Raw genomic sequence first — 24,936 nt, 5'->3', positions numbered from 1 at the left:
CCGAGGTTAGGGTCCCGAGGTCTCATCCATTCGTGTGAAGGATCTCCCACTCGTGTCTTCTCGTTCCTGGTCCACCCGGGCCGCTCGTCCCGTCGCTGCCGGGATGGGTCTCGGCCTCGCGGCCATGTCCCTCTCGCTGCTCGGCACCACCCCCGTCGTCGCTGCTCCGCAGCCGGCCGCCGCCGAAGGCGACAAGGTCGTCAAGCTCACCATGCTCAACATCAACGACTTCCACGGTCGCATCGACGCGAACACCACCAAGGTCGCCACGACCGTGGAGGCGCTGAAGGAGGCCAACGGCCCGCGGCGCACCCTGTTCCTCAGCGCCGGCGACAACATCGGCGCCTCGCTGTTCGCCTCCAGCCAGGCCGCCGACGAGCCCACCCTCGACGTGCTGGACGCCCTCGACCTGAAGACCTCGGCCGTCGGCAACCACGAGTTCGACCGCGGCTACGCCGACCTCGCCGGCCGCGTGTCCGAGTCGGCCGACTTCGACTACCTCGGTGCCAACGTCTTCCTGAAGGGCGGCCGGCGCGCACTCCCGGCGTACGACACGTTCAAGCGGGCCGGCGTCACCGTCGGCGTCATCGGCGCGGTGACCAAGGAGACCCCCAGCCTGGTGAGCCCGGCGGGCATCGACAACCTCGAGTTCCGCGACCCGGTGGCCGCGGTCAACCGCGTCGCGCGCCAGCTCTCCGACGGCGAGGCCGGCAACGGCGAGGCCGACGTCATCGTGGCGGAGTACCACGAGGGGGCCGGCGAGGGCGCCCCGGCGGGTGCCACCATCGAGGAGGAGATCGCCGAGGGCGGCGCCTTCGCCCGCATCGTCACCAAGACCGACGCGCAGGTCGACGCCATCTTCACCGGCCACACCCACAAGCAGTACGCCTGGGACGGCCCCGTGCCGGACAGCCAGCGCACCCGTCCGGTCCTGCAGACCGGCTCCTACGGCGAGAACGTCGGTCGCATCACGCTGAGCGTCAACCAGCGCACCGGCCGGGTCAAGGCCTACGACCAGGCCAACGTCGCCCGTGCCGCGGCGGAGAACCTCGAGTACCCGGCCGTGGTCGAGGTCAAGGAGATCACCGACCGCGCGCTGGCCGAGGCCGCCGAGGTCGGCAACACGCCGGTCGGGTCGATCACCGACGACATCACCACCGCCTACGCCGGTGGCACCTACGGCCCCGACGGCTACACGGTCGCCGACCCCAAGACGGGCCGCGACCAGCGCCAGCTCGAGTCGACTCTCGGCGGCCTGGTCGCCAACGCCCTGCGTGACGGCGTCTCCGACTTCGCCGAGCCCGACCTGGGCCTGACGAACTCCGGGGGCCTGCGCGCCGAGCTGCTCTACGCCGGCGACACCTCGAGCAACCCCGCCAACACCGACGGCGTGGTGACCTTCGCCGAGGCCAACGCGGTGCTGCCGTTCAACAACACCGTGGCCATCGTGGAGCTCACCGGCGCCCAGCTCAAGGCGGTCCTGGAGCAGCAGTGGCAGACGAACCCCGACGGCACCGTGCCGTCGCGGGCCTACGCCCAGCTCGGCATGTCCGACAACGTGAACGTCATCGCCGACCCGACCGCTGCGGCCGGCTCCCGGATCACCTCGGTGCGCATCAGCGGGGAGCCGCTGGACCCCGAGGAGACCTACACCGTCTCGACGCTGTCCTTCCTGGCCTCGGGTGGCGACAACTTCCGCGCCTTCGCCCAGGGCAGCTTCGTCGACACCGGTCTGCTCGACGCCGAGCTGTGGCGTGAGTACCTCGAGGCCAACGCCTCGCTGGCGCCCGACTACGCCCGCCAGCAGGTCTTCGCCACGGGCCTGCCCCAGGCGATCGCGGCCGGTGCCGAGGAGAGCTTCACGCTCACCTCGCTCGACCTCACCTCGCTCGGCAGCCCGCTGAACACGACGGTCACCGCGACCTACGTGAACGGCGCCACCCGCACCGTCCTCGGCACCTTCCCGGTGACCAACGGCACCTCGGAGGTCACCGTCACCGTGCCCGCCGGCTCCACCGGCGGTGTCGTCGAGCTCGTCGCCGACCCGAGCGGCACCACCGCCGTCGTGCCGGTCGCCGCTCCCTGATCGACCCGTCCGCACGAGGGGCCTGCCGCTGCGGCGGCAGGCCCCTCCGTGCGGCACCCCCCTCCTCCGGGACCCGTCCGGGTCCCCGCAGGTCCCTCTCCTCCTCGGAAGGTTCGTCATGCCCATCTCGTCCCGGGCGACCCGTCGGGTCGCCCTCCCCCTGGCCGGGGCGTTCAGCCTCGCTGCCGCCGTCACCGGTCTGGTGTCGACGCCGGCGTCGGCGGTGCCCAGCACCGGCCTGGTGATCAGTGAGGTCTACGGCGGTGGAGGCAACTCCGGCGCCGTCTACACCCACGACTTCATCGAGCTCCACAACCCGACCACCGCGGCGATCTCCGTCGACGGCATGTCGGTGCAGTACCGCAGCGCCACCGGTACCGGTGCCGGCGCGGTGACGGCGCTGACCGGGTCCGTGCCCGCCGGTGGTCGCTACCTCATCCAGGAGGCGAAGGGCACCGGCGGCACGACCCCGCTGCCGACGCCCAACGCCACCGGCACCATCGCCATGGCCGGCGGTGGCGGGCAGGTGTGGCTGTCGTCCGGCACGCAGGCCCTGACCCCGCCGTCCGGAAGCGTGATCTCCGCGCCCGGCATCATCGACTTCGTGGGTGCCAGCAGCTCGGCGACCTCGTTCGAGACCGCCCGGACCGCCGCGCTCGGCAACACCACCTCGGCGCAGCGCACCGCCGCTGACACCGACGACAACAGTGTCGACTTCGTCGTCGCCGAGCCGACCCCGGCCGCCTCCGCTGCCGAGCCCGAGCCCGAGCCGGAGCCCGTCGACGCCACCATCCGCGAGATCCAGGGCACCGGCACCACCTCGCCCCTCGAGGGCGACCCGGTGACCACCACCGGCGTGGTGACCGCGGCCCCGCAGTTCCTCTACGGGTTCTACGTGCAGACCCCCGGCACGGGCGGCCCGACCGACCCGGCGACTCGCACCGGCTCCGACGGCGTCTTCGTCTACTACCCCAACGGCTCCGGCACGGTCTCGGTCCAGCCCGGCCAGAGCGTCGAGGTCACCGGCGAGGTCGACGAGTACGCCGGCCAGACCCAGGTGGTCTCCTCGGCCGCCGGCACGCAGGTGCTCGAGCAGGCCGGCGCGCCGGTCACCGCGACCACGACCACCTCGTGGCCCGACACCGCCGCGGAGAAGGAGTCGCTGGAGGGCATGCTCTACCGGCCCACCGACGACTTCACCGTCACCAACACCTTCTCGACCAACCAGTTCGGCGAGGTCGGCCTCGCGCTCGGCGACAAGCCGCTGATCCAGCCCACCGAGGTCGCCGACGCGCAGAACGCCGAGGCGATCGCCGCGGTCGAGGCCGACAACGCCGCGCGGTCGATCGTGCTCGACGACGCGTCGGGCACGACGTACAGCGCCACCGCCAACGGCAAGACGCTGACCCCGCCGTACCTCTCGAACGAGAACCCGGTGCGCGTCGGTGCGGCGGCCACGTTCACGAAGGACGTGGTGTTCTCGCAGGGCGGCTCGCCCAGCGCGCCGACGTACCGCTTCCAGCCGCTGCAGACCGTGAGCGGCCCGGACTACACCACCACGTCGCCGGCGACGTTCGAGAACACCCGCACCGCCGCCCCCGACGAGGCGCGGATCAACGCCGACGGCACCGCCGACCTGAAGGTCGCGTCGTTCAACGTGCTGAACTACTTCACCACCCTCGGTGACGCCGACAACGACAACGTCGGCGACGGCGGCTGCGACACCTTCCCCGACAAGGACGGCGACGGCAACAACGTCTCCGGCGGCTGCGACCAGCGCGGCGCCTGGGACCCCGAGGACTTCGCGCGCCAGCAGGAGAAGATCGTCTCGGCGATCAACACCCTCGACGCCGACGTCGTGGGCCTGATGGAGATCGAGAACTCCCTCGCCCTGGGCGAGACCGCCGACGAGGCCACCAAGGCGCTCGTCGCGGCGCTGAACGCCGACGCCGGCGCCGGCACCTGGGCGGCCAACCCGTCCTCGACCGACCTGCCCGCCGCCAGCGAGATGGACGTCATCAGCAACGCCATCATCTACAAGCCGGCCGCCGTCGAGCGCGTCGGCGAGGCCCGCGCCCTGGGCGACCAGAGCAGCTCGGGCCAGGCCTTCGACAACGCGCGTGAGCCGATCGCGCAGACCTTCGCGCCGGTCGACGGCGGCACGCCGTTCCTGTTCGTGGTCAACCACTTCAAGTCGAAGGGCTCCGGGGTCAACGACGGCACCGGCCAGGGCAACGCCAACCCCGACCGCGTCCGTCAGGCCACCGCGCTGCGCGACTGGCTGCCCGGTGTGCAGGAGCAGTCCAAGGCCGAGGCCGTCCTGCTCGTGGGCGACTTCAACTCCTACTCCCAGGAGGACCCGCTGCAGGTGCTCTACGGCGCCGGCTACACCAACATCGAGGGCGGCCAGGGCGACGACGCGGAGTACTCCTACTCCTTCAGCGGCCTGTCGGGCTCGCTCGACCACGTGCTCGCCAACGACGTGGCCCTCGAGGCGATGACCGGTCACGACATCTGGAACATCAACTCCCCGGAGTCGGTCTACTTCGAGTACAGCCGGTTCAACTACAGCCCGACGAACTTCCACCAGCCGGGCCCGTACCGCTCCTCCGACCACGACCCCGTGGTCATGGGCCTCGACCTGACCGAGGAGCCCGACCCGGTCGTGCCCTCGACCGTGAGCGCCCCCACGACGACCGTCACCGAGGGCGAGGAGGGCACCGTCACCGTGACGGTCACCCCCGCCACCGCCACCGGCACGGTCACGATCAGCAACGGCTCGACCGAGCTGGGCGACGCCGAGGTCACCGGCGGGTCGGCCACGGTCACCGTGCCGGGCGACCTCGACGCCGGTACCTACACGCTGACCGCGGCCTACTCCGGTGACGCCGTCACCGAGCCCTCCACCACGACGTTCACCTACGTCGTGGAGCCCGCCGACGCCGACGAGGTGTCCGTCGACGTGACGACCTCGCCCAAGCGCGTGGTCGTGGACGAGACCAAGGTGTCGTTCCGCGTGAAGGTGACCATCGACGGCGTCCGCGCCGCCGGCACCGTGCGGGTCAACCCTCCCGGTGCGGGCTACCGCACCGCCGAGCTCGACAACGGCGTGGCGACGGTTCGGCTCAACTCCACCTTCAAGCGGGTGGGGGAGAAGCAGGTCGTGGTCACCTACACCGGTCCCGACGGTGAGACCGCCCGCACCGTCGTGACCGTCGACGTGCAGCGCTGACCCCAGCACCACCCAGCACCACCCAGCACCACCCAGCACCACCCAGCACCAGTCGGACGGGGTCCTGCCCACGGGCAGGGCCCCGTCCTGCGTCCCAGCGTGGGTTCAGGCCTGCTCGGCCGCCGCGAGGTGGAACACGGCCTGCACCAGCGCGAGGTGGCTGAAGGCCTGCGGGAAGTTGCCGGCCATCCGCTCGGCCACCGGGTCGTACTCCTCGGCCATCAGCCCCACGTCGTTGACCAGGCCCACGAGGCGGTCGAGGAGTGCGCGGGCGTCGTCGAGCCGGCCGGCGGCGGCGTACGCCGAGACCAGCCAGAACGAGCAGGCCACGAACGGGTGCTCGTCACCCGACAGGCCGTCGACGCCGCTGGAGGTGCGGTAGCGCATCACCAGCCCGTCGCGCAGCAGGTCCTCCTCGACGGCGCGGATGGTGCCGAGCAGGCGGGGGTCGTCGCCGGGCAGGATGCCGCAGGTGCTGAGCACCAGCAGCGAGGCGTCGACCTCGCGGGTGTCGGGGTGCTGCACGAACGTGCGGCGCTCGGCGTCCCAGCCCTCGGTGAGCACCAGCTCGCGCACCTCGTCGCGGATCGTGCGCCAGCGCTCCACCGGCCCCTCGAGGCCGTGGTCCTCCACGGCGCGCACGGCGCGGTCGAAGGCCACCCACACCATCGCGCGGGAGTGGGTGAACGCCCGGGGCTCGCCGCGGATCTCCCAGATGCCGTGGTCGGGCTCGCGCCAGTGCCCCGCGAGGTCCTCGACCATGGCCCGCTGCAGCGCCCACGCGTTGGGGTCGGCGTCGCCGATGCGCTCGCGCACCACCGCCAGCGCCTCCATCACCTCGCCCAGCACGTCGTGCTGGCGCTGGCCCACCGCGCCGTTGCCGATCCGCACCGGGCGCGACCCGGCGTACCCGGCGAGGTGGTCGAGCTCCGACTCCGGCAGCCGCCGCGAGCCGTCGACGCCGTACATCACCTGCAGGTCCTCGGGGTCGCCGGCGACCGCGCGCAGCAGCCAGTCGCGCCACAGCGCGGCCTCCTCGGTGTAGCCGGCCTCCAGCAGCGAGCCCAGGGTGAGCGCGGCGTCGCGCAGCCAGCAGAAGCGGTAGTCCCAGTTGCGCTCGCCGCCGAAGTCCTCGGGCAGCGAGGTGGTGGGGGCGGCCACGATGCCGCCCGTGCTGGCGTGGGTCATCAGGCGCAGCGTCAGCAGCGAGCGGCGCACGACGTCGGCGTGGGGGATGTCGGTGCGACACGTCGCGGCCCACGCCTCGTCCTCGGCGGTCGACGCCGCGATGCGGTCGTCGAGGCGTCCCAGCGTGGCGGGGGTGGCGTGGGAGGGCAGCCACACCATCGAGAAGGTCAGCTCGTCGCCGGCGGCCACCTCGAAGTCGTCGGCGTGGGTGTGGTCGACGGCCACCGGCAGCCGCGGGCCGCGCAGCACCAGCTTGTCGGGCCCGGCGACCGCCGTGATCACCGCCTCGCCGCCGATCGTCTCGCGGCGCACCCACGGGCGCACCCGGCCGTAGTCGGTGCGCAGGCGCCACTCGTGGTGCACCGGCACCCGCCCGCGCACGCCGGTGACCCGCCGCACCAGGTCGGCGCGGTCGGTGCCGCGCGGCATCAGGTCGGTCACCGTCACCTGGCCCTCCGCGGTGGTGAAGGTGGTCTCCAGCACGGTGGAGGAGCCGACGTAGCGGCGCTCGGTGGAGTAGGGCACCGACGGCGCCAGCTGCCACCGGCCGTCCTCCGGCGTGCCGAGCAGCGCGGTGAGGCAGGAGGGGGAGTCGAAGCGCGGCAGGCACAGCCAGTCGACCGAGCCGTCGCGGCCGACCAGGGCGGCGGTGCGCCGGTCGCCGATGAGTGCGTAGTCCTCGATGGGCAGAGCCATGGCGGGAGCCTACGGGCGGGCCGGTGCCGGTCGGAGCAGGTCGGGGCACGTCGGGGCACGTCGGGGCACGTGGCGGGCGGTCCCCGGTGTGGCAGGGTCGGGCCATGGCCCGCACCCGAGCGTCGAAGGAGCTGCCGGCCGCCGCGGCGCGGGTGCACGAGGCGCTCGCCGCCCGCGGGGAGACCCTCGGGACCGCCGAGTCGCTCACCGGGGGCCGGCTGGCGGCGGCGATGACGTCGGTGCCGGGGGTGTCGGCCACCTTCCGCGGGGGTGCCGTCACCTACGCCACCGACCTCAAGGTCAGCGTGCTCGGCGTGCCGGAGCAGGTGGTGGCCGAGCACGGCGTGGTCTCGGCCGACTGCGCCGCGGCGATGGCCCGCGGCGTGCGTGCGCTGACCGGTGCCGGCTGGGGGCTGGCCACCACCGGCGTCGCCGGACCGGAGCCCCAGGAGGGCAAGCCCGTCGGCACCGTGTACGTCGGGGTCGCCGGCCCGGACGGGGTGACGGTGCTGTCGCTCGACCTGGGCGGCGACCGGTCGGCGGTGCAGGACGCCACCTGCCTCGAGGCGCTGCTGGGCCTGCTCGGCCGGCTCTCCGACGCCGGCCCGGGGACCCGCGACGGGACCGGCGACGCGCCCGGCGACGGCACCGGCGACAGCACTGGCAGCGAGGCCGGCCAGAGGGGCGCGGCGCCCGGTGAGCACGGGGACCTGCCGGGGGAACAGCACCCACTCCGGTAGCGTTGCCCCCAGCAGACCGATCGCTCCCCGCTCGGACCCAGCAACGGAGGCTCGCATGGTGCTCTTCCGCCGCCTTCTCGGCGACGTGCTCCGCGCCGAGCGCATGGAGCGCGGGATGACCCTCCGCGAGGTCTCCGAGGAGGCCCGGGTCAGCCTCGGCTACATCTCCGAGATCGAGCGCGGGCAGAAGGAGGCGTCCTCCGAGCTGCTGTGGTCGCTGTGCCAGGCGCTCGACGTGCCGCTGTCGTCGGTGCTGCAGGCCGTCTCCGACGCCGCCGTGCTCGAGGAGGCCGCGACCGTGGCCACCCGGCTCCCCGTGCCCGACCGCACCCCGCGTCCCGTCGTCGCCTCCGCCGCCTGACCCACCTCCGCGCCTGCGGCAACGGCGACGAGCAGCGCCGGCCGGCTCAGCCGACCGGCGCGGGCTGGCAGGACGGGCACCAGTAGATCGCCCGCTCCCGCCCCAGCGGCCCCTGCATGCCCACCTCGACCGGGGTGCGGCAGCGCCGGCAGGGCGCGTGGTCGCGGCGGTAGACCCACATCCGGTTGCGCTCGCGCAGGTCGCCGGTGGTCGACTGGACCGCCCGCTCCTTGTTGAGGTCGAGCATCGCCCGCCCGCGGCGCACCATGCGGGGCAGGTCGCGCACCGCGCCGACCGGGGTGCGGGGATGCACGCCGGTGACGAAGCACAGCTCGGCGACGTACATGTTGCCGAGCCCGGCGAGCCGGGTCTGGTCGCGCAGGGCGTCGCCCACCTCCACGGCGTCGTCGACGTGCAGGCGCCGCAGCGCCTCCGGCTCGTCCCAGTCGGGCCCGAGCAGGTCGGGGCCGAGGTGGCCGACCACCGTGTGCTCCTCGGTGGTCGGCAGCAGCTCCACGATGCCGAGGGAGAAGCCGACGGCGTGGCGGGGACCGACGTCGAGGACCACCCGGGCCTGGTGGCTGGGTCGCGTCCAGCGCACACCGGTGGCCACGACGCGCCAGGCGCCCTCCATCTTCAGGTGGGTGTGCAGGGTCCACCGCCCGCTGACGTGCTCGATGCGGGTGAGCAGGTGCTTGCCGCGCGACACCGTGGTCACCACCCGCCCGCCGCCGAGGTCGGTGGTGGCCAGCTGCGGGACCCGGAAGTCGGTGCGGGTGAGGTCGTGGCCCGACAGCGCCCGGTCGAGCAGCCGAGCGGCGCGGTAGACGGTGTCGCCCTCAGGCACCGCGGCTCCGCAGCTGCAGGCCCCGCGGGGTCGCCAGGAACCCGGCCGACTGCAGCGCCTCGCGCAGCGGCGTCGTGCCCCCGCCGAGCAGCGCGGTGCCGTCGGCCTTCTCCACCGTCATCCGCCCGAGCGCACCCGCGCGGGCCGCGTCGGCCAGCGACTGCGCGGCGGCGCCGAGCCGGTCGGCGTCGTCGGTCCAGGTGAGCAGGGTGCGCCCGCCGCGCTCGACGTAGAGCGTGAGCTCGCCGTCGACGAGCACCACCAGCGCGCCGGCCTTGCGGCCGGGCCGGTGACCCTTCTCGCCCTCGGCTGCCTCGCCGCCCTCGCGCACCGGCCACGGCAGCGACGCGCCGTAGGGGTTGGCGGGGTCGGTCGCGGCCAGGGCCACCGCGACGGGCTTGTCGTCGCCGCTGCTGCGCGAGGAGCCCTCGGCGGCCTCGCTGAAGGTGCGCAGCCGGTCGATGGCCCCGGCGGTGCCGAACTGGGCGGCGCCCAGCCCGCTGACGAAGTACCCGCGCCGGCAGCGCCCGGAGTCCTCGAACGCCGAGAGCACCTTGTAGACCGCGGCGAACCCGCCCGGCACCCGCTCCTGCACCACCGCGCCGCGGATGACCACGCCGTGGCGGTCGAGCAGGCGCTCGGCGGTGGCGTGGGCCCGGCGGGTCGGGTCGGGGTCGAGCTCGGGCAGCATCGCCCAGCGACCCGCGGTCTCCGGCGGACCGGTGCGCGGCGCCGGCCGGGAGGCCGCGCGCCCGCCGGTGGTCGACGACATGCGCAGCCGCGGCGGCGGGCGACGGGTGCGGTGGCTGGCGTTGCCGGCGCGGGTCAGGGCGCGCAGCGGCGTCAGCGTGTCGTTGCTGACGCGCCCGGACCACACCAGCTCCCACAGCGCCGCCGAGACGGCCTGGTCGGTGGCGGTCTCGCCGGCGGCCTGCACCTGCTGGGCGAGCTGGCGGAAGAACCACGCACCGCCGCCTGCCAGCGCGTCGAGCACCGCCTGGTGCAGCTCGCTGTGGGCGAACGGCTCGTGCTCGGGCAGGGTCAGCGGCGCCTGGTCGGCGAGGTGGAGGGAGACCCACCCATCGGCGCCGGGCAGCGGTCCGTGACCGGCCCAGACCACCTCGCCGGAGGCGGTGAGCTCGTCGAGGTAGGACGGCTCGTAGTCGCGCACCCGCGCCGCCAGCACCAGCGGCTCCAGCGCGGACGCCGGCACGGCGCAGCCGGCGAGCTGGTCGACGGCCGCGAGCACGCCGTCGACGCCGCGCAGCCCGCCGCGACCGGACGTCGAGGCCGCCCACACGTGCTGCCAGGCGGGCAGGAAGCGACCCAGCGCCTCGGGGTCGACGGGCTCGACCTCCTTGCGCAGCCGCGCCAGCGAGCGCCGCCGCAGCCGGCGCAGCACCTCCGCCTCGCACCACTCGCTGCCGGAGCCGGCCGGGCGGAACTCGCCCTCGAGCACCCGCCCCTGCCCGGCGAGGCGCTGCAGGGTGTGGCGCACCACCGCGGCGCCCAGGCCCAGCCGCTCGGCCACCTGGTCGGTGGTGAACGGGCCGTGGGTGCGGGCGTAGCGGGCGACCAGGTCGCCGATGGGGTCCTCGACCGGGTCGGTGAAGGCGTCAGGGGTGCCGGGCGGCACGGGGGTGCCGAGCCCGTCGCGCAGGCGCCCGACGTCCTCGATGGCGCTCCAGCGCTCCGCCCCGGCCATCCGCAGGTGCACCACGCGGCGGCTGTCGGCCAGTGCCCCGAGCCAGCCCGTCACGTCGGCGTCGGGCACCGAGCGGGCCACGATCTCCTCGGTGCTGAGCGGGCCGAGCAGGCGCAGCAGGTCGGCGACGCCCTCGGCGTCGCGGGCGCGCCGCTCGTCGGTGAGCCGCTGCAGCTCGGCCTCCACCTCGGTGAGCACCTCGGGGTCGAGCAGCTCGCGCAGCTCGGCGCGCCCGAGCAGCTCGGCGAGGAGGCCCTGGTCGAGGGAGAGCGCGGCAGCGCGGCGCTCGGCCAGGGGGGAGTCGCCCTCGTAGACGAACTGCGCGACGTAGCCGAAGAGCAGGCTGCGCGCGAACGGCGACGGCGAGGGCGTGGCGACGTCGACGACCTGCACCTCGCGCCGCTCGACGCGACGCATCAGCGCGACGAGCGCGGGCAGGTCGTAGACATCCTGGAGGCACTCGCGCACGGCCTCGAGCACGATGGGGAACGACGGGTACTTCGACGCCACCTCGAGCAGCGCGGCGGAGCGCTGGCGCTGCTGCCACAGCGGCGAGCGGCGTCCGGGGTCGCGTCGCGGCAGCAGCAGCGCCCGCGCGGCGCACTCGCGGAAGCGGGAGGCGAACAGCGCGGAGCCGCCGACCTCCTGGGTGACCAGGTCGTCGACCTCGTCGGCCTCGAAGACCACGACGTCGGCGCCGGGCGGCTCGGCGTCGGTGTCGGGGATGCGGATGACGATGCCGTCGTCGGAGGCCACGGCCTGGCCGTCGACGCCGTAGCGCTCGCGCAGCCGGGCGTTGAGGGCCAGCGCCCACGGGGCGTGCACCGGCGTGCCGTAGGGCGAGTGCAGCACCAGGCGCCAGTCGCCGAGCTCGTCGCGGAAGCGCTCGACCAGCAGGGTGCGGTCGCTGGGCAAGACATTCGTGGCCTCGAGCTGCTCGTGGAGGTAGGTCAGCAGGTTGCTCGCAGCCCACTCGTCGAGGCCGCCGGCGCGCACCTGCGCCTCGGCCTTCGCCCGTGGCATCGCGCCCAGCTCGCGCACGAACGTGCCGATGGCCTCGCCGAGCTCGGCCGGGCGGCCGAGGCTGTCGCCCTTCCAGAAGGGCAGCTTGCCGGGGATGCCGGGGGCGGGGGTGACCAGGACCCGGTCGTGGGTGATGTCCTCGATGCGCCAGGAGGTGGCGCCGAGGGCGAACACGTCGCCCACCCGCGACTCGTAGACCATCTCCTCGTCGAGCTCGCCCACCCGCCGGCCGGGCCCTTCGCCGCCGACCAGGAACACCCCGAACAGGCCGCGGTCGGGGATGGTGCCGCCGCTGGTGACCGCGAGGCGCTGGGCGCCGGGTCGTCCGGTGAGCTCGCCGGTGACCCGGTCCCACACGATGCGCGGGCGCAGCTCGGCGAACTCGTCGGAGGGGTAGCGGCCGCTGAGCAGGTCGAGGGTGGCGTCGAAGGCCGAGCGCGGCAGGCCGGTGAACGGCGCCGAGCGGCGCACCAGGTCGAAGAGGTCGTCGACGCCCCACGGCTCGAGGGCCGTCATCGCCACCACCTGCTGGGCCAGCACGTCGAGGGGGTTGGTCGGCACCCGCAGCGACTCGATGGCGCCGCTGCGCATGCGCTGCACCGCGACGGCGGTCTGGGCGAGGTCGCCGCGGTGCTTGGGGAACAGCACCCCGCGCGACACCTCGCCGACCTGGTGACCGGCGCGCCCCACGCGCTGCAGCGCGCTGGCCACCGACGGCGGCGACTCGATCTGCACGACGAGGTCGACCGCGCCCATGTCGATGCCGAGCTCGAGGCTGCTGGTGGCGACCACCGCGGGCAGCCGGCCGCGCTTCAGGTCGTCCTCGATGAGGGCGCGCTGCTCCTTCGACACCGAGCCGTGGTGGGCCTTGGCGACGACCACGGCACCGGGGGTCTCGCCGGCGCCGGCCGACGACCCGGCCTGCGCCATCACCTGCGCCGGCGGGGCGGGCACGGGCACCAGGTCGCCGGGCGCCGCCTCGACGCCGGCGCGCTCGTTGGCGATCTCGTTCAGCCGCGCGGTGAGCCGCTCCGAGAGCCGGCGGGAGTTGGCGAAGACGATGGTGGAGCGGTGGGACTCGATCAGGTCGACCACCCGTTCCTCGACGTGGGGCCAGATCGAGGCCGCCCGGGCGCCGGACTCCTCGTCGTCCTCGTCGAAGCCGCCGGGCGCGGTCATGTCCTCCACCGGCACCACGACCTCCAGCTCCCACTCCTTGCTGGAGGGGGGCGCCACGATGTCGACGGGCGCGGAGCCGCCCAGGAACCGGGCCACCTCCTCCAGCGGGCGCACGGTGGCCGAGAGCCCGATGCGCTGGGCCGGGCGCTCGAGCAGCGCGTCGAGGCGCTCGAGGGTGAGCGCGAGGTGGGCGCCGCGCTTGCCGCCGGCCACGGCGTGCACCTCGTCGACGATGACGGTCTCGATGCCGCGCAGCGACTCCCGGGCCTGCGAGGTGAGCATCAGGAACAACGACTCGGGGGTGGTGATCATGATGTCGGGCGGGGAGGTCGTGAGCTTGCGCCGGTCGGCGGGGCTGGTGTCGCCCGAGCGCAGCCCCACCCGCACCTCCGAGACCTCGGCGCCGAGCCGGTCGGCGGTGTGGCGGATGCCGGTGAGCGGGGCGCGCAGGTTGCGCTCGACGTCGACGGCCAGGGCCTTCAGCGGGGAGACGTAGAGCACGCGGCAGCGCTTCTGCTTGTCGTCGGGCACCGCGCTGCTCAGCAGCCGGTCGAGCGACCAGAGGAACGCCGAGAGCGTCTTGCCCGACCCGGTGGGGGCGACCACCAGCGCGTGGCGCCCCGCGCCGATCGCGTCCCACGCCCCGGCCTGCGCGGGGGTCGGCTCGGCGAACGCCGCCGCGAACCACGTGCGGGTGGGCTCGCTGAACCGCGCGAGCGGGTCGACGGTCTCCGGCATGTGGCCAGTCAACACGGCGGCACCGACACCCGACCTCCCCCCGATGGCCCCGGTGACGGGGTGGAACGACGTCGCCGCGCCCGCCTAGGGTGCGGGGCGTGGTGGACGACGTGACGATCCGGCCCGACACGAAGGACTGGACGTGGGTGCTCGACCGGCCCTGCCCCGAGTGCGGGCACGACGCCACGACCGTCGACCCCGCCGACCTCGGTGGCCGGCTCCGCGCCGACGCCGCCGGCTGGCGGGCGCTGCTCACCGTCGCCGGCGGGCCCGACCCGGCGGTGCGCACCGACCCCGGGCGCTGGTCGGTGCTGGAGTACGCCGCCCACGTGCGCGACGTGCACCGGGTGTTCCTGGGCCGGCTGCGGGCGATGCTCGACACCGACGACCCGCGCTTCGCCGACTGGGACCAGGACGCCGCGGCCGCCGCGGGCCGCTACGCCGAGCTCGACCCCGTCCGGGTCGCCGCGGAGCTGGGGGAGGCGGCCGAGGAGGTCGCCGCGGCGTACGACGCCGTGGCCGACGCCGACCGGTCCCGCCCGGGCACGCGCAGCAACGGCAGCGTCTTCACCGTCGAGTCGCTGGGCCGCTACCACCTGCACGACGACGTGCACCACCTCTGGGACGTGCGCGACGCCGCGCGCGCGGTCACCGTCGGTGCCTACGAGCACGACGCCGAGGCCTACCGCGCGGCCACCGCGACCCTGGTCGACGAGACCGCGCGGCTCGTCGACGAGGTGGCGTCGCGAGCGCCCGGCGGGCGGGTGCTGGAGATCGGCAGCGGCGGCGGTCGCGACGCCCTCGCCCTGGAGGCGCGCGGGCTCACGGTGCGCCGCACCGACGTCACCGCGGCCTTCGTCGACCTGCTGCGCGCCGACGGTCACGACGCCGAGCGGCTCGACCCGCTCACCGACGACCTGCGCAGCCCCGCGGGGCCCCACGACGTGGTGTGGGCCAGCGCCTGCCTCCTGCACGTCGAGCGGGACGACCTGCCCCGGGTTCTCGCCCGGCTCGCCGAGGTGACGCGCCCCGGTGGGCTGCTGGTGGCCAGCCTGAAGGAGGGCGACGGCGACGCCTGGTCGGTGCACGGCACGATCGGGTCGGCCCGCCGCTTCGTGCTGTGGCGCGAGCCCGCCCTGCGCGCCGCGGTCGCGGGCGCCGGGTGGCGCGTCGAGCGGGTCGGCCGGCGCACCGGCCTGCGCGACACGGCCTGGCTCGAGGTGGTCGCCCACCGCTCCGGCTGACCGACCCGGGCTCCGCCCACGCCGCCCGGGGGCTCGCCCGGGGGCCGCCCGGGGGCGGACGTCATGCGTTTCGTGGAGGCGACTCCACGATTCGTATGACGTCCCGGCCCGCCGGAGGGCCGGGACAACGGGTGTTGGGACCCACCGGGGTGGACGTCATGCGTTTCGTGGAGGCGACTCCACGGTTCGTATGACGTCCCGGCCCGCCGGAGGGCCGGGACAACGGGTGTCGGGACCCACTGGGGTGGACGTCATGCGTTTCGTGGAGGCGACTCCACGGTTCGTATGACGTCCCGCACCACCGAGGGGCCGTGACGCGGGGTCGGGGGGTGTCGGCGGGGCGCGGCATCATGGGCGCATGAGGCACACGGAGTTCTGGTCGCGGCTCGACGAGGCGCTGGGGGAGGCCTCCGCCCGTCCGTGGGCCGAGCTGTTCGTGATCGGTGAGCTCGGCGGCCGCACCGCGAGCGAGGCCCTGGCCGCGGGGGTCGCGCCCAAGGAGGTGTGGGCCGCGGTGTGGCGGGTGCTGGAGCTGCCGGCCTCGAAGCGGTGACACGCGGCCGGCCGCGGTGCCGGCCGCGGTGCCGGCTGCGGTGCCGGCTGCGGTGCCGGCTGCGGTGCCGGCTGCGGTCCCGTGGCGGCCGGGCGGGCACCGGGCTGGCACAGTGGCGGCCATGACCCTGACCGCAGACGTCGCCGTGATCGGTGGCACCGGCTTCTACTCCTTCCTCGACGACCCGCAGCAGGTCAGCGTCGAGACGCCGTACGGCCTGCCGTCGGCGGCGGTCTCGGTCGGCACGGTGGCGGGCCGCTCGGTCGCCTTCCTGCCCCGGCACGGCGACCACCACGACTACCCGCCCCACGCCATCCCCTACCGCGCCAACCTGTGGGCGCTGCGCTCGCTGGGGGTGCGCCAGGTGCTGGCGCCGTGCGCGGTCGGCGGCCTGCGCCCCGACGTGGCCCCCGGTGACGTGGTGGTGCCCGACCAGCTCGTCGACCGCACCTACCGGCGCGTCCCGTCGTACGTCGAGAGCGGCGCGGTGCACCTGCCCTACGCCGACCCGTACTGCGCCCGGCTCGGCACCGCGGTGACCGACGCCGCCGCGAGCACCGACCAGGACGTGCACGCCGGCGGCACCATGGTCGTGGTCGAGGGGCCCCGCTTCTCCACCCGCGCCGAGTCGCAGCACTACGCCGCGCAGGGCTGGTCGCTGATCAACATGACCGGCCACCCCGAGGCGCCGCTGGCCCGCGAGATGCAGCAGTGCTACGCCGCGATCGCGCTGGTCACCGACATGGACGCCGGTGTCGAGTCGGGCGAGGGGGTGGGCCAGGAGGAGGTGTTCGCGCTGTTCCGCGCCAACCTCGAGCGCCTCAAGACGCTGCTCACCGCCACCATCGCCGGCCTGCCGGACCCCGACGGCTGCTCCTGCTCGACGTGGGCCGACGGCGTCGACCTCACCTACGGCGTGCCGGGGCCCGGCTCCGTCCCGGCCGCCGGGTCCGACCACCCGTCGTACGACGGGGGTGACCTCGCGTGAAGGTCCTGCTCACCGGCTCGGCCGGCTTCATCGGCGCCGCGGTCGCCGACGCGCTCGAGGCGCAGGGCGACGAGGTCGTGCGCGTCGACATGATGCTCGACATGGCCCACGGCGCGGCCACCGTGCCCGCCGGCACCCACGCCCACGACGTGCGCGACGCCGACGGCTGGGCCGACCTGCTGCGCGGCGTCGACGTGGTGTGCCACCAGGCGGCCGTGGTCGGCGCCGGGGTGAAGGTCGGCGACCTGCCGGCGTACGCCTCGCACAACGACTACGGCACCGCGGTGCTGCTGGCCGCGATGCACGAGGCGGGGCTCGACCGCATGGTGCTGGCCTCGAGCATGGTCGTCTACGGCGAAGGCCGCTACACCTGCCCGGAGCACGGCGACCAGGTGCCGCCGCCGCGTGCGCGGGAGGCGCTGGAGGCCGGCGACTTCGACAACCACTGCCGTGTCTGCGGCGGTCCGCTCGGCTGGGCGCTGGTCGACGAGGACGCCCGCCTCGACCCGCGCTCGAGCTACGCCGCGAGCAAGCTCGCCCAGGAGCACTACACCGCCGCGTGGGTGCGCCAGGCCGACGCCGCGGCGGTCGCGCTGCGCTACCACAACGTCTACGGGCCCGGGATGCCCCGCGACACGCCGTACTCCGGCGTGGCCGCGATGTTCCGGTCGTCGCTGGAGCGCGGGGAGGCGCCGCAGGTCTACGAGGACGGCGGGCAGATGCGCGACTTCGTGCACGTCGCCGACGTGGCGCAGGCCAACCTCGCGGCGATCCGCGCCACCGTGGCGGCCCCGACCGGCCACTACGCCGCCTACAACGTGGCCTCGGGTCGCCCGGTGGGGATCAAGCAGGTGGCCGAGCTGGTGGCGACCGGCACCGGGGCCGACGGCGGTCACGAGATCGCGCCCCAGGTCACCGGCGGCTACCGCCTCGGCGACGTGCGCCACATCGTGGCCTCGCCCGAGCGGGCCCGCGTCGAGCTCGGCTTCGCCGCCGCGATCACGCCCGAGGAGGGCCTGCCCGCCTTCGCCACGGCCCCGCTGCGCGCCTGAGCCCGAGCCCGGGCCTGGGCCCGGGCCTGGGCCTGGGCCTGGGCCACCCTCACCACCTCACCAGGTGGTGTACATCAGGTGCTGCAGCACCAGGGCGGCGACGACCTGGAGCCCCAGCCCCCAGCGGCGCCACCGCTCGGGCAGGAACGCCGCGCCGATCATCAGCCACGGCACGAACGGCACCCAGATGCGCTCCACCTCGGCCTTGCTCATCCGCGACAGGTCGGCCACCGCCACCGCGGCGGCGGCGGTGGCCACCAGCAGCAGCGGCGAGGAGAGCACGCCGCGCCCCAGCTCACGACCGCGCACGGCGGTGACGGCCAGCGACGCGCCCAGCACCGGACCGGCCGAGAGCACCAGCGCGGCGAGGTTGCCCCACATCCAGTACGACGCGGGGCGGTCGGCCGCGATGCCCTCCCAGTAGCGGTCGTGCAGCACCGGGTAGGCCTCCCACCACGCGAAGCCGCCCACCGCGAAGCCCAGCACCACCACGAGCGCGCTCGCCGCGGCGACCGGCAGCGGCAGCCACGACCGGGCCAGCACCAGCACCCCGAGGGCGGTCAGGCCGAGCAGCGGCAGGCCGTACGACGTCATCACCATCGCGCCCAGCAGCAGCCCGGCCAGCACCGACCAGGCGACGAGCCGGCCACGGGTGGGGCGGGTGGCGCCGATGGCCAGGCACGCCAGCCCCCAGGCGCCGAGCGCCCCGAACATCGCGTCGGCCGAGACGGCCATGAACACCGCGGCCGGGGCCAGCACCAGGAACGGGGCGGCCCGCCGGGCGACCGCCTCGTGGCCCAGCGCCCGCAGCGCCACCATGACCGCGACCGCGGTGGTGGCGGCGAGCACCGTGACGACCACGCCGGCGGCGAGGTCGCCGCCCAGGCCGACCGCCACCAGCCCCACGAAGAACAGCAGCGCCAACGGGGGGTGGCCGGCGACGTGGGTGGGCCAGTTGTCCTCGGCGGCGTAGGAGATGCGGTCGACGTACTCGCCCAGCAGGGTCGGCACGCTGGTGACGTCACGGGCCGTCGGCAGGTACTCGACGTCGCTGCCGAGCACCCGGGAGAGGCCCTCGGTGCCGTCGACCAGTGCGAGGGACAGCATCCAGGCCAGCGCCACGACGTACGACACGAGCAGCAGGCGGTGCCACGACAGGGTCGCCGACCACCGCGGGAACCAGCGCCACCCGGCCAGCGCCAGCAGCACGGCCGGCACCGTGCCGGGGCCGAACAGCTTGGGCTGCCAGTAGCCGTGCAGCGGCGGCACGGCGAGGTCGCTGTAGGAGCGGGGGGCCCGCGTCCAGGTCTCCCAGTCGAGCACGCGCGGCAGCACGACGGCCGCCACGACCAGCGCGACCGCGACCGCCAGGCCCCACACCGCGGCCCGGCCACCCGACCGCGCGTCGGCCGCCAGCCCGCCGGGACCGTCGGCGGTTCGGGGGTGGCCCGCAGGACCGGTGAGGGGGGAGCGCGTGGCCATGGCCAGACCCTAGAGGCCGCCGCCAGCGCGACCCGGGCGGCCGGCGGGCCCACCGACCGGCCAGCACAGTGGGTGTGGGGAACGTCGCGGCAAACGGTGGCCCTCGGGGTGAAGGCCGGACGGTGGCCCGTGGGGTTCGATGGACCCTGCCGGACGTCCCGGCGTCTCTGACTCGTAAGGGTTGTCCGCCTCGATGCCACCTACCGTTGACGACGTGCCCGTCTGCGACCTCGTCCTCCCCTGCAAGGACGAGGCGCCCGCGCTGGAGGCGCTGCTGCCCACGGTGCCGCCGCAGTTCGCGGTGATCGTGGTCGACAACGGCTCCGTCGACGGCACCGCGAAGGTCGCGCGGCGCCTCGGCGCGCGGGTGGTCACCGAGGCGGTGCCGGGCTACGGCGCCGCCGTGCACACCGGCCTGGAGGCCGCCACCCACGACCTGGTCGCGTTCATGGACGGCGACGGCTCCTTCGACCCCGCCGAGCTGCTGCCGCTGCTCGACGACGTCCGCTCGGGGCGCGCCGACTTCGCCGTGGGCCGCCGCCGGCCCGTCGACCGCTCGGTGTGGCCGTGGCACGCCCGCGCCGGCAACGCGCTGATCGTGGCCTGGCTGCGCCGGCGCATCGCCATGCAGGCCCACGACATCGCGCCGATGCGCGTCGCGCGCCGCCAGGCGCTGCTCGACCTCGACGTCCGCGACCGCCGCTTCGGCTACCCCGTCGAGCTGCTGCAGAAGGTGACCCGCGCCGGGTGGCGGGTCTCCGAGCGCGACGTCACCTACCACCCCCGCGCCGCCGGCACCCGCTCCAAGGTGTCGGGCTCGGTGAAGGGCACCCTGCGCACCGCCCGCGACTTCGCGCGGGTGCTCGCGTGAGCGCCGCCGTCGACGGCCCCCGCATGCTGGTGGTGGCCAAGGCCCCCGTGGCCGGCCGCGTCAAGACCCGCCTCGGCGCCGACATCGGCATGGCCGCGGCCGCGGAGGTGGCCGCCGCGTCGCTGCTCGACACCCTGGTGGCCTGCGCCGACGCCGTCGGCCCCCAGCGCTGCCACCTCTCGCTGGATGGCGACCTCCTCGACGCCGTGCACGGCGAGCAGATCCGTCGCCACCTCAGCGGCTGGCAGGTCGCCGCCCAGCAGGGCGACGGCTTCGACGAGCGGCTCGCCCACGCCCACGCCGTCCTGGCCGCCGCCGGCCCGGGCGCGGTCGTGCAGGTCGGCATGGACACCCCCCAGCTCACCCCCGACCTGCTGCTCGGCGCGGCCGCGCCGCTGCTCGACCACGACGCCGTGCTCGGTCCCGCCGACGACGGCGGCTGGTGGGTGCTCGCCCTGCGCGACCCCGCCGCGGCCGCCGCGCTGCGCGGGGTGGAGATGTCGACGCCCACCACCCACGACGACACCCGCGCCGCCCTGGTCGCCGCCGGGCTGAGCGTGGGGTCCACCGGCGTGCTGCGCGACGTCGACACCGTGGCCGACGCCCACGCCGTCGCCGCGCTCGTGCCGGGCGGGCGCTTCGCCGCGGCCTGGACGCCGGAGGTGGCCTCGTGACGCTGCGCGACGAGTCGTTCTCCACCGTCTTCAGCCACGCCCTGCGCGGCACGACCTGCCACGTCGTCGGCATGGGCCCCGACCCCGCGCTGCTGCCGGTCGGCGACTGGACCCGCGAGGCCGACGAGGCCGACCACGCCCTGCTGGCGTGGTGCAAGGGCCCCACCATCGACATCGGCTGCGGCCCCGGTCGACTCACGGCCGGCCTGGCCGACCGCGGCCACGTCGTGCTCGGCATCGACGTGGTGCACGAGGCCGTCGAGCAGACCCGCCAGCGCGGTGCCTCCGCGATCCTGCGCGACGTGTTCGAGTCGCTGCCGGGCGAGGGCCGCTGGGAGTCGGCGCTGCTGGCCGACGGCAACGTCGGCATCGGCGGCGACCCGGTGCGGCTGCTGCGCCGGCTGCGCGACGTGCTCGACCCCCGCGGCCGCGTGGTGGTCGAGCTGGCCCCGCCCGGCGTGCCGCTGACCACTCAGTGGGCCACCCTGGAGGGCGGCGGCGCCCGCAGCCGGCCGTTCCGCTGGTCGGTGCTCGGCGTCGACGACGTCGAGGACGTCGCCGCGGCCGCCGGCTGGGCCGTCACCAGCTGCGAGTCGTTCGGGGAGCGGTGGTGCGCGGTCCTCGAGGAGGTCCTGCCCCCGCGACCGCACCTGCTCGCCGTGTCGAGCGACCACCCGCCCACCACCTGAGGACCCCCATGAGCCTGCCGTGCCCGACCTGAAGAGCGCGACCGACAGGCTGCCCACGCAGGCCTCGTTCACCTCGCGCCTGCGCAGCCCGGCCGTGGCGGCCCGGGTCGGGCTCTGGCTCGGCATCTGCTTCGTCGTCGCGTTCGTCACCGGGCTGGTCAGCCACTACGCGCAGCAGGTCGTGCAGCCGGCGGGGTTCCCGAGCAGCCCGTCGTGGGGCTACCGGGTGTCCCAGGGCGTCCACGTCGTCAGCGGCACCGCCGCCGTGCCGCTGCTGCTGGTCAAGCTCTGGACGGTCTACCCCGCCCTGCTCGCGCCCCGCGCGCGCGGCCTGGGCCGGCTGGCGGTGCAGGGCCTGGAGCGGATCTCGATCCTGGTGCTGGTCGGCGCGGCGCTGTTCCAGCTCGTCACCGGCCTGATGAACTCCGCGCAGTGGTACCCCTGGGCCTTCTCCTTCCGCCCCACCCACTACGCGCTGGCCTACGTCGCCATCGGTGCGCTCGTCGTGCACGTCGCGGTGAAGCTGCCCGTCATCCGCGGCGCGCTGACCCGCGACGTCGACGACACCACCTACGACCGGCCCGAGGCCACGAAGGAGGGGGCGGTGTCGCGGCGCGGCCTGCTCCGCGCCACCTGGCTGGCCACCGGCGTCGCCGTCCTCGCCACCGCCGGTGCCGCGGTGCCGCTGCTGCGCCGGGTGTCGGTCTTCGCCGTCCGCACCGGTGACGGCCCGCAGGGGCTGCCGATCAACCGCTCCGCCGAGGCCGCGCAGGTCACCGAGGACGACGTGGACGCCGGCTTCCGGCTCACCGTCGCCGCGGGGGAGCGCAGCGTCGAGCTCACCCGCGACGACCTGCTCGCGATGACCCAGCACACCGAGGAGCTGCCCATCGCCTGCGTCGAGGGGTGGAGCGCGAGCGCCACCTGGACCGGCGTGCGGGTGCGCGACCTGGTGGCCCTGGTCGGGGCGGCGGCGACGTCCGACCTGCGGGTCACCTCGCTGCAGCGGGCGGGCTCCTTCGCGGTGACCGCGCTGCAGGGGAGCTTCGTCGAGGACGACCGCACGCTGCTGGCCCTGGCGGTCAACGGCGAGACGCTGAGCCTCGACCACGGCTACCCCTGCCGCGTCATCGCGCCCAACCGGCCCGGGGTGCTGCAGACCAAGTGGGTCACCTCCCTGGAGGTGCTCGGATGACCACCACCGTCTCCCGGGTCGTGCTCGGCGCCCTCGGCGTCGCCCTCGGGCTCTACGGCGCCTGGCTGCTGTGGTCGCGCGCGGAGCCCGCGCAGGTGCTCGACGCCCTGGTGTGGGCGGTCGGCGCGGCGCTGGTGCACGACCTGGTGCTGGCACCGGTGGTGCTCGTGCTGGTGGCCCTCGGCTCGCGGCTGCTGCCCCGCGACCTGCGCGCCCCGCTGGTCGTGGCGCTGGTCGTGCTCGGCAGCGTCACGCTGCTGGCGGTGCCGGTGCTGGGCCGCTTCGGCGCCCGCGCCGACAACCCCACCCTGCTCGACCGCGACTACGCCGCGGGCTGGGCGGTGCTGGCCGCCCTGGTGCTGCTGGGGGTCGTGCTGGGCGCGCTCGTCGTGCGCCGGCGCCGGCTGGCCGGGGCACGGGAGCGCTGAGTGGCGCTGGTGCTCGTCGTCGACGACGACACGACCGTGCGCGAGGTGGTGGTGTCCTACCTGCGCGCCCACCAGCACGAGGTGGTCGAGGCCGGGAACGGCGAGCGGGCGCTGGAGCTGATGCGCGAGCGGCGTGCCGACCTCGTGGTGCTCGACCTGATGCTGCCCGGCATCGACGGCCTCGAGGTGCACCGCCGGCTGCGCGAGGCCGGCGACGTGCCGGTGGTCATGCTCACCGCGCTCGGCGGAGAGGTCGACCGGGTCGCCGGTCTCCAGCTCGGCGCCGACGACTACGTCAGCAAGCCGTTCAGCCCGCGCGAGCTGGCGCTGCGCGTCGACTCCGTGCTGCGCCGCACCGTCGAGCCCGACGAGCCGGTCGGGCCCCGGGTGGTGGAGGACGGCGACCTGGTGGTCGACGACGCCCGGCGCACCGCCACCCGGGCCGGCGCGCCGCTGGCGCTGACCACCCGCGAGCACGACCTGCTGTGGTTCCTGGTGACCCACCCCGGCGTGGCGCTGAGCCGCGACGACCTGCTGCAGGAGGTGTGGGGCTGGTCGGTCGGCGACCGCTCCACGATCACGGTCCACGTGCGCCGGCTGCGCGAGAAGATCGAGGACGACCCCACCCACCCGCGGCGCCTGCTGACGGTGTGGGGCGTGGGCTACCGCTGGGAGGCTGCGACGTGACCGACGACCAGGGACAGATCGTGCTGGTGGCGGCCGTGGCCGCGGTCGCCGTCGGTGCGCTCGGGCTGCTCGCCGCCTGGCTGGTGCGCCGGCTCTCGATCCGCTGGCAGCTCGGGCTGGTCGCGGTGGTGCCGGTGGTCGCCGTGCTGGCCGGCGTGCTGGCCGCGGCGCAGCGGATGTTCATCACCGACGACGACGTCGAGGTGGTCACGCTGGTGGCCGGCGCCGCCGCGGTGGTCGCCCTGGTGGTGGCGCTGGTGCTCTCGCGCGCCATCGTGCGGTGGTCGCGCTCGCTGCGCGACGAGGTGCGCCGGGTCGGCACCGAGGAGGACTACGTCGGCGAGCGCGTCGGCCCCGCGGAGTTCCGCGAGCTCTCCGAGGAGCTCGCCGGCGCGCGCGCCCGCCTCGAGGAGGCCCGCACCCGCGAGACCCGCCTGGAGGAGTCGCGTCGCGAGCTGGTGTCGTGGGTCTCCCACGACCTGCGCACCCCGCTGGCCGGCATGCGGGCGATGACCGAGGCGCTCGAGGACGGCATCACGCCCGACCCCGAGCGCTACCACCGCCAGATCCGGGTGGAGGTCGACCGCATGGTCCGCATGGTCGACGACCTCTTCGAGCTCTCCCGCATCCACGCCGGCGTCCTGCGGATCACCCCGGAGTCGGTGTCGCTGCGCGACGTGGTCAGCGACGCGATCGCCGCGGCCGACCCCGTGGCCGGAGCGCGCGGCGTACGCCTCGGCGGCAGCGTCGAGGACGGCGTGGAGGTCAGCGCCGACCCCGCAGGGCTCTCGCGGGTGGTGTCGAACCTGGTGATGAACGCCGTGCGGCACACCCCGCCCGGCGGCCGGGTCGAGATCCGCGGCGGCGCCCACGGCGACGGCGTCGAGCTCAGCGTCGCCGACGGGTGCGGCGGCCTGGCCCCCGGCGACCTGGCCCGGGTCTTCGACGTGGCCTGGCAGGCCGGCGCCTCCCGCACCCCCGACGACACCTCGCCCGGCCGCGGCGCCGGGCTGGGCCTGGCCATCGTCAAGGGCATCGTGGAGGCCCACCGGGGCGAGGTCGTCGTGGAGAACGTCGTGCCCGCCGGGGACGCCGGTGCGGCGCCGGCCGGGTGCCGGTTCTTGGTGCGGCTGCCCGCCCGGCCGCCCGCCGAGCCGCCGGTCCAGCTGCCGGCCCGGCCGCTGGTCGGTCCTGCGGCCGACGGCGAGCGCGACGCGGGCTGAACGGCCCGGGTGCTGCCTGCGCCGGTCGCGCCGGGTCGGGACCGGCGTGTCGTGG

19 protein-coding genes are annotated in these 24,936 nt (G+C 75.2%); 15 read left to right on the top strand and 4 right to left on the bottom strand.

Annotation, left to right across the window (positions count from 1 at the left end; genetic code table 11):
* Positions 1-52 precede the first annotated feature (52 nt).
* Positions 53-2,086, top strand: coding sequence for a bifunctional metallophosphatase/5'-nucleotidase (locus AC4OR8_RS10400; protein WP_492165480.1), 2,034 nt, complete (start codon positions 53-55; stop codon positions 2,084-2,086).
* 118 nt (positions 2,087-2,204) lie between these two features.
* Positions 2,205-5,318: an ExeM/NucH family extracellular endonuclease gene (locus AC4OR8_RS10395; protein WP_492165479.1), complete on the top strand. Its 3,114-nt coding sequence runs from the start codon at positions 2,205-2,207 to the stop codon at positions 5,316-5,318.
* Between the two features lie 105 nt (positions 5,319-5,423).
* On the opposite strand, the gene AC4OR8_RS10390 is transcribed toward AC4OR8_RS10395, so the two are convergent.
* Complete coding sequence (locus tag AC4OR8_RS10390; protein WP_492165478.1) at positions 5,424-7,202, bottom strand: glycoside hydrolase family 15 protein; 1,779 nt, start codon at positions 7,200-7,202, stop codon at positions 5,424-5,426.
* A 104-nt stretch (positions 7,203-7,306) separates the two neighbouring features.
* Here AC4OR8_RS10390 and AC4OR8_RS10385 point away from each other — a divergent pair, with 104 nt between their 5' ends.
* Together AC4OR8_RS10385 and AC4OR8_RS10380 are read left to right on the top strand one after the other, a co-directional pair.
* On the top strand, positions 7,307-7,942 hold the full coding sequence (locus tag AC4OR8_RS10385; protein WP_492165477.1) for a CinA family protein: 636 nt from the start codon (positions 7,307-7,309) through the stop codon (positions 7,940-7,942).
* Between the two features lie 55 nt (positions 7,943-7,997).
* Entirely contained in the window at positions 7,998-8,303 is a 306-nt protein-coding gene (locus AC4OR8_RS10380) for a helix-turn-helix domain-containing protein (RefSeq protein WP_492165476.1), read from the top strand.
* A 46-nt stretch (positions 8,304-8,349) separates the two neighbouring features.
* Here the strand turns inward: AC4OR8_RS10380 and AC4OR8_RS10375 are convergent, their stop codons facing one another.
* Positions 8,350-9,150 carry a DNA-formamidopyrimidine glycosylase family protein gene (locus tag AC4OR8_RS10375; protein WP_492165475.1) on the bottom strand — a complete coding sequence of 267 codons (801 nt, stop codon included), beginning with the start codon at positions 9,148-9,150 and terminating at the stop codon, positions 8,350-8,352.
* The gene (locus AC4OR8_RS10370; RefSeq protein WP_492165474.1) at positions 9,143-13,795 is read right to left on the bottom strand and encodes an ATP-dependent helicase; all 4,653 of its coding nucleotides are present in this window, start codon (positions 13,793-13,795) and stop codon (positions 9,143-9,145) included. Before AC4OR8_RS10370 ends, AC4OR8_RS10375 begins: the two co-directional genes overlap by 8 nt.
* Positions 13,796-13,893: 98 nt before the next feature.
* Between AC4OR8_RS10370 and AC4OR8_RS10365 the strand changes: the two genes are divergently transcribed.
* The 4 genes from AC4OR8_RS10365 (at position 13,894) to AC4OR8_RS10350 (ending at position 17,632) form a co-directional block, all read left to right on the top strand.
* Positions 13,894-15,039 (top strand): class I SAM-dependent methyltransferase, encoded by a 1,146-nt coding sequence (locus AC4OR8_RS10365; RefSeq protein WP_492165473.1) that lies wholly within the window; start codon positions 13,894-13,896, stop codon positions 15,037-15,039.
* A gap of 358 nt (positions 15,040-15,397) precedes the next feature.
* A complete protein-coding gene (locus tag AC4OR8_RS10360; RefSeq protein WP_492165472.1) occupies positions 15,398-15,592 on the top strand; it encodes a DUF3046 domain-containing protein in 195 nt (64 codons plus the stop codon).
* 121 nt (positions 15,593-15,713) lie between these two features.
* Entirely contained in the window at positions 15,714-16,580 is an 867-nt protein-coding gene (locus AC4OR8_RS10355) for an S-methyl-5'-thioadenosine phosphorylase (protein ID WP_492165471.1), read from the top strand.
* Positions 16,577-17,632 carry an NAD-dependent epimerase/dehydratase family protein gene (locus AC4OR8_RS10350; RefSeq protein WP_492165470.1) on the top strand — a complete coding sequence of 352 codons (1,056 nt, stop codon included), beginning with the start codon at positions 16,577-16,579 and terminating at the stop codon, positions 17,630-17,632. Before AC4OR8_RS10355 ends, AC4OR8_RS10350 begins: the two co-directional genes overlap by 4 nt.
* 57 nt (positions 17,633-17,689) lie before the next feature.
* Here the strand turns inward: AC4OR8_RS10350 and AC4OR8_RS10345 are convergent, their stop codons facing one another.
* Positions 17,690-19,114 (bottom strand): hypothetical protein, encoded by a 1,425-nt coding sequence (locus tag AC4OR8_RS10345; RefSeq protein ID WP_492165469.1) that lies wholly within the window; start codon positions 19,112-19,114, stop codon positions 17,690-17,692.
* Between the two features lie 214 nt (positions 19,115-19,328).
* Between AC4OR8_RS10345 and AC4OR8_RS10340 the strand changes: the two genes are divergently transcribed.
* Genes AC4OR8_RS10340 through AC4OR8_RS10310 form a run of 7 tightly spaced genes read left to right on the top strand, consistent with a single transcriptional unit; the run spans position 19,329 to position 24,881 of the window.
* Positions 19,329-19,985 carry a glycosyltransferase family 2 protein gene (locus tag AC4OR8_RS10340; RefSeq protein WP_492165468.1) on the top strand — a complete coding sequence of 219 codons (657 nt, stop codon included), beginning with the start codon at positions 19,329-19,331 and terminating at the stop codon, positions 19,983-19,985.
* Positions 19,982-20,659, top strand: coding sequence for a TIGR04282 family arsenosugar biosynthesis glycosyltransferase (locus AC4OR8_RS10335; protein WP_492165467.1), 678 nt, complete (start codon positions 19,982-19,984; stop codon positions 20,657-20,659). Before AC4OR8_RS10340 ends, AC4OR8_RS10335 begins: the two co-directional genes overlap by 4 nt.
* Entirely contained in the window at positions 20,656-21,348 is a 693-nt protein-coding gene (locus AC4OR8_RS10330) for a class I SAM-dependent methyltransferase (RefSeq protein WP_492165466.1), read from the top strand. Before AC4OR8_RS10335 ends, AC4OR8_RS10330 begins: the two co-directional genes overlap by 4 nt.
* A gap of 19 nt (positions 21,349-21,367) precedes the next feature.
* Positions 21,368-22,543 (top strand): molybdopterin-dependent oxidoreductase, encoded by a 1,176-nt coding sequence (locus tag AC4OR8_RS10325; RefSeq protein ID WP_492165465.1) that lies wholly within the window; start codon positions 21,368-21,370, stop codon positions 22,541-22,543.
* On the top strand, positions 22,540-22,971 hold the full coding sequence (locus AC4OR8_RS10320) for a hypothetical protein (RefSeq protein ID WP_492165464.1): 432 nt from the start codon (positions 22,540-22,542) through the stop codon (positions 22,969-22,971). Before AC4OR8_RS10325 ends, AC4OR8_RS10320 begins: the two co-directional genes overlap by 4 nt.
* Positions 22,972-23,658, top strand: coding sequence for a response regulator transcription factor (locus AC4OR8_RS10315; RefSeq protein ID WP_492165463.1), 687 nt, complete (start codon positions 22,972-22,974; stop codon positions 23,656-23,658). It begins immediately after the preceding gene.
* On the top strand, positions 23,655-24,881 hold the full coding sequence (locus AC4OR8_RS10310) for a sensor histidine kinase (protein ID WP_492165462.1): 1,227 nt from the start codon (positions 23,655-23,657) through the stop codon (positions 24,879-24,881). The genes AC4OR8_RS10315 and AC4OR8_RS10310 overlap by 4 nt, the downstream gene beginning before the upstream one ends.
* The last annotated feature ends 55 nt before the right edge of the window (positions 24,882-24,936 follow it).

It is taken from the genome of Nocardioides sp. FY1077, assembly GCF_058681775.1.
Note: the sequence above shows the minus strand (reverse complement) of the source record. Positions and strands in the feature narration are given on the sequence as shown.